The sequence below is a fragment of the Moorena sp. SIO2C4 genome (genome assembly GCF_010672485.1).
Classification (GTDB): domain Bacteria; phylum Cyanobacteriota; class Cyanobacteriia; order Cyanobacteriales; family Coleofasciculaceae; genus Moorena; species Moorena producens.
On the sequence record NZ_JAAHGN010000926.1, the window covers coordinates 1 to 3,063 of the forward strand.

Annotated in this window: 3 protein-coding genes; 1 reads left to right on the forward strand and 2 read right to left on the reverse strand. The window is 42.5% G+C overall.

What is annotated here, in order from left to right; genetic code table 11:
- On the reverse strand, positions 1-1,484 hold a 1,484-nt coding region (locus F6K20_RS31500; protein WP_287297374.1), incomplete at its 3' end, for a tetratricopeptide repeat protein.
- 535 nt (positions 1,485-2,019) lie between these two features.
- Positions 2,020-2,235 carry a hypothetical protein gene (locus F6K20_RS31505; protein WP_008188502.1) on the reverse strand — a complete coding sequence of 72 codons (216 nt, stop codon included), beginning with the start codon at positions 2,233-2,235 and terminating at the stop codon, positions 2,020-2,022.
- Between F6K20_RS31505 and F6K20_RS31510 the strand changes: the two genes are divergently transcribed.
- The gene (locus F6K20_RS31510; RefSeq protein ID WP_287297376.1) at positions 2,222-3,055 is read left to right on the forward strand and encodes a fimbrial biogenesis chaperone; all 834 of its coding nucleotides are present in this window, start codon (positions 2,222-2,224) and stop codon (positions 3,053-3,055) included. The genes F6K20_RS31505 and F6K20_RS31510 overlap by 14 nt on opposite strands.
- Positions 3,056-3,063 lie beyond the last annotated feature (8 nt).

Consider the following 3,063-nt stretch of genomic DNA (forward strand, 5'->3'; position numbering starts at 1 on the left):
TTACCCAGGTTATTTTGAATCATTGCCCAATTCTGAGGATTGGCTGTGGTGTCATGATGAGAGATGGCTTCTTGGTAGGCTGCGATCGCTTTCTTTAAATTCGGCACTGGTGATTGATGTTGCGCTAGATTCCAGTAAGCCGTTCCTAAGTTATTCTGGGTTGAAGCATATTTAACCAAGTCATGGTCAGCACCGCCATAGCGCAAAGCTTCTTCATAGGCGCGAATAGAATTTTCCAGATTTTTAGCTAAATCTTGGTACTGGGCTAACTCTCCATAAGCTGTTCCCAAATTATTCTGTATCATGCTAAAAATTTCGGGAGATTGTTCCGCTAAAAAGTCAGTTAGTGCTACTTGATAGCATTTAATGGCTTGCTCTAAATAAGAGAGCATCAGGTTGTCATTGTTCGGACAACGAGATAGCATCCAGTAGAAATTTCCCACATCATTGAGGATAGCGGATTCTTCGATAGGTGTGAATTGTGACCATTGCAGCGCCTGCTCATAAGCCTGGATTGCGATCACTAAGTTTTCCTCAGAGGCATCTCCTTGTTCAATCAGGTAGCGATAATGATTGCCCAATTCAAGATAGGTTTGGCCTGTAGATGGTTTTTGAGTTCCAGGTTGCAAGTTATTTGGTTCAGAGTTATCTTGTGGTGTTTCAGTTTCAGTTGTCGGTCGCAGGTTATTTATTTGTAAGTTATCTTGTGGTGTTTCACTGTGATTTTCAAGTCGCACATTCTTTGATTGAAAGTTATCGTTTAAAGCTTCAACATTAAAACTTTTAACTGTCAACATATCCTCTTGCCCTAACAGTGTCTCCACATCTTCCTGACCAGGATCGATTACTGTTGTTGAGGGGGGTAATGTGTAAGAAGCCTGTGCTGTATCAGCCACCCTTTGGGATAGGGGTGTTGGTTCTCCTTCAAACTCAAAGAAACCAGTGTGCTGTTGCCAAAATTCTGGTACCGACTGCTGAATGGAATAAAACCAAGGTCGTGGCAACCAGAGCAAGAAAGTCAGTTCCCAGTAGCTGAGATTATTCCCAATTGACTGTAAATGCCTGAGAAACAATCGTTGCAGTGCTGCGGGTTGCCGTGTTAAGTTTTCTATACCCAGAATCTGAAATCCCGGTATACTTTCAGAAGTGTAAGATTCCTCATGGTCGGTTAACCATTGACTAATCTGAGCTAAGGGATTGGGTTCGCTCAGATTTAAATTCAGGCTGACCAAGTTTGGGTAACCTTGGTGGTTCATTGACCCGTTTGCTGCACATAAGCCTAACTCCCGGTATAATTGATCTGCTAGCTGGTTGCGCAGATTCAGGTCATCACACACTGCCAAAAAAAGCTGGCGGCGCAGACCAATACTCAAAGCGAGTTTCAAACGTTGATAGGTTTGCCGATTCCAACTGGAAATTTCTTGATTTGAGGCAATGTCCGTTACTATCATGCTGGCATAGGTGTCAGAGCAAAGGGATTCCATATCAACCTTTTCCTGGTTTTGTTGCCTAAGTCAGGATTGAACTTGAATATTCTGTGATCGTGGCTTAATTTATCACTACTTAGCACTCAGGACGATTTTAAGGTAAGTATTGTTTAAGTATCATTACAAAATAAATTACCTCTTCCTATTATCGGTAAGGCTTATAACATCAGGATTTTTATTTTGTAAAACAGGTAATTTTTTTTGTGTGACTACTTACAAATCACTTAGCATTGCTATATCCGTATTTATAACGATTGTTGAAAAATAATAGTATATAAAAATCAGTAATTTTAACCATAGCTATTACCATAAATTTAGTCAACAATAGATTAAAGTATAGCGCTACGCGCAAGGCAATAGGCAATAGGCATGCTAGCAATAGCTGAATATAATAGCTTTTGCTGCTTTTATAAATGTCCTAACCTTAATGGGTAGTGCTATATATCGCTGTTTACTAAATTATCGTAAGCATATGCGCTACAGATGGTGCTACTTGAGGTGCTATCAGCTATCAGCTGTCAGCCGTCAGCTGTCAGGCGTTGGCCTTTGGCACCTCAATTATCGTGGCATAGGCTTCGACGCTGGGACGTAGCGCATAAGCTAAATCCTTACTTTGTATAGTAAATAGGTACAAATATTTTTCCCGATTCCCGATTCCCGATTCCCGATTCCCGATTCCCGATTCCCGATTCCCGATGACCTGTTCCCTGTTCCCTGTTCCCTGTTCCCTAGAAATGATTAAACTCAATCAACATTTAATAACTTATTTAGGTAGCTGCGCCTTATCTGCACTGGTGCTATTTCCAGGATTAGCTAAAGCTCAGGTTCAAGTTTCTCCCTTAGTTATTGAAGAAGAAGCAGAACGAGGTCAAGCTAGAGGTATCATCAACGTCACCAATCGCAGTAATAAGGCATTTCGAGCCCGTGTCTATGCGACACCTTTCACCTACGATGAAAATGGGTTTGAAGCATTGGAATCTAGCTCTAATGATTTAACCCCTTATCTACAATTCTCCCCTCGTGAATTGGTGGTAGAACCAGGCGTAACTCGCCGCATCCGAATGATTTCCCGCTTTCCTCCTAGTATGGAAAAAGGGGAATATCGGGCAGTGATTTTCACAGAAAATCTGGAACATTCCCAGAATAACCGTGGTGGTGTCAGTATGGGCATCGTACCTCGCATTGGTGTGACTGTCTATGTACGTCATGGAGATATTTCTCCCAAATTGACCGTAGAGGAAGCGAGCTTTGATCACAAGAGTAAGCAGATTCTGTTACAGGTTAGCAACAGTGGCAATGCCACTGCACGACCCAAGGTGGAGTGGACTCTCAAGCAGGGAACCACTACGGTCACCACTGGCAAACAAAACGAATGGACAGTGATTGCTGGGGGGGAACGGAAGATTTCTATCGGATATCCTAGTGATGCCAAGGAATTGACAGCTGGACAATACCAATTGACTGGAACCTTGCTTTGGGGCGAAGAAGAGAATCGACAAAGTGTGCCTTTTCCGAAGAGCGTTGGGGAGGGAAAGAGGGGAAATCCCGGTGGGCGCCGTATCAATTAAAAAAAAAA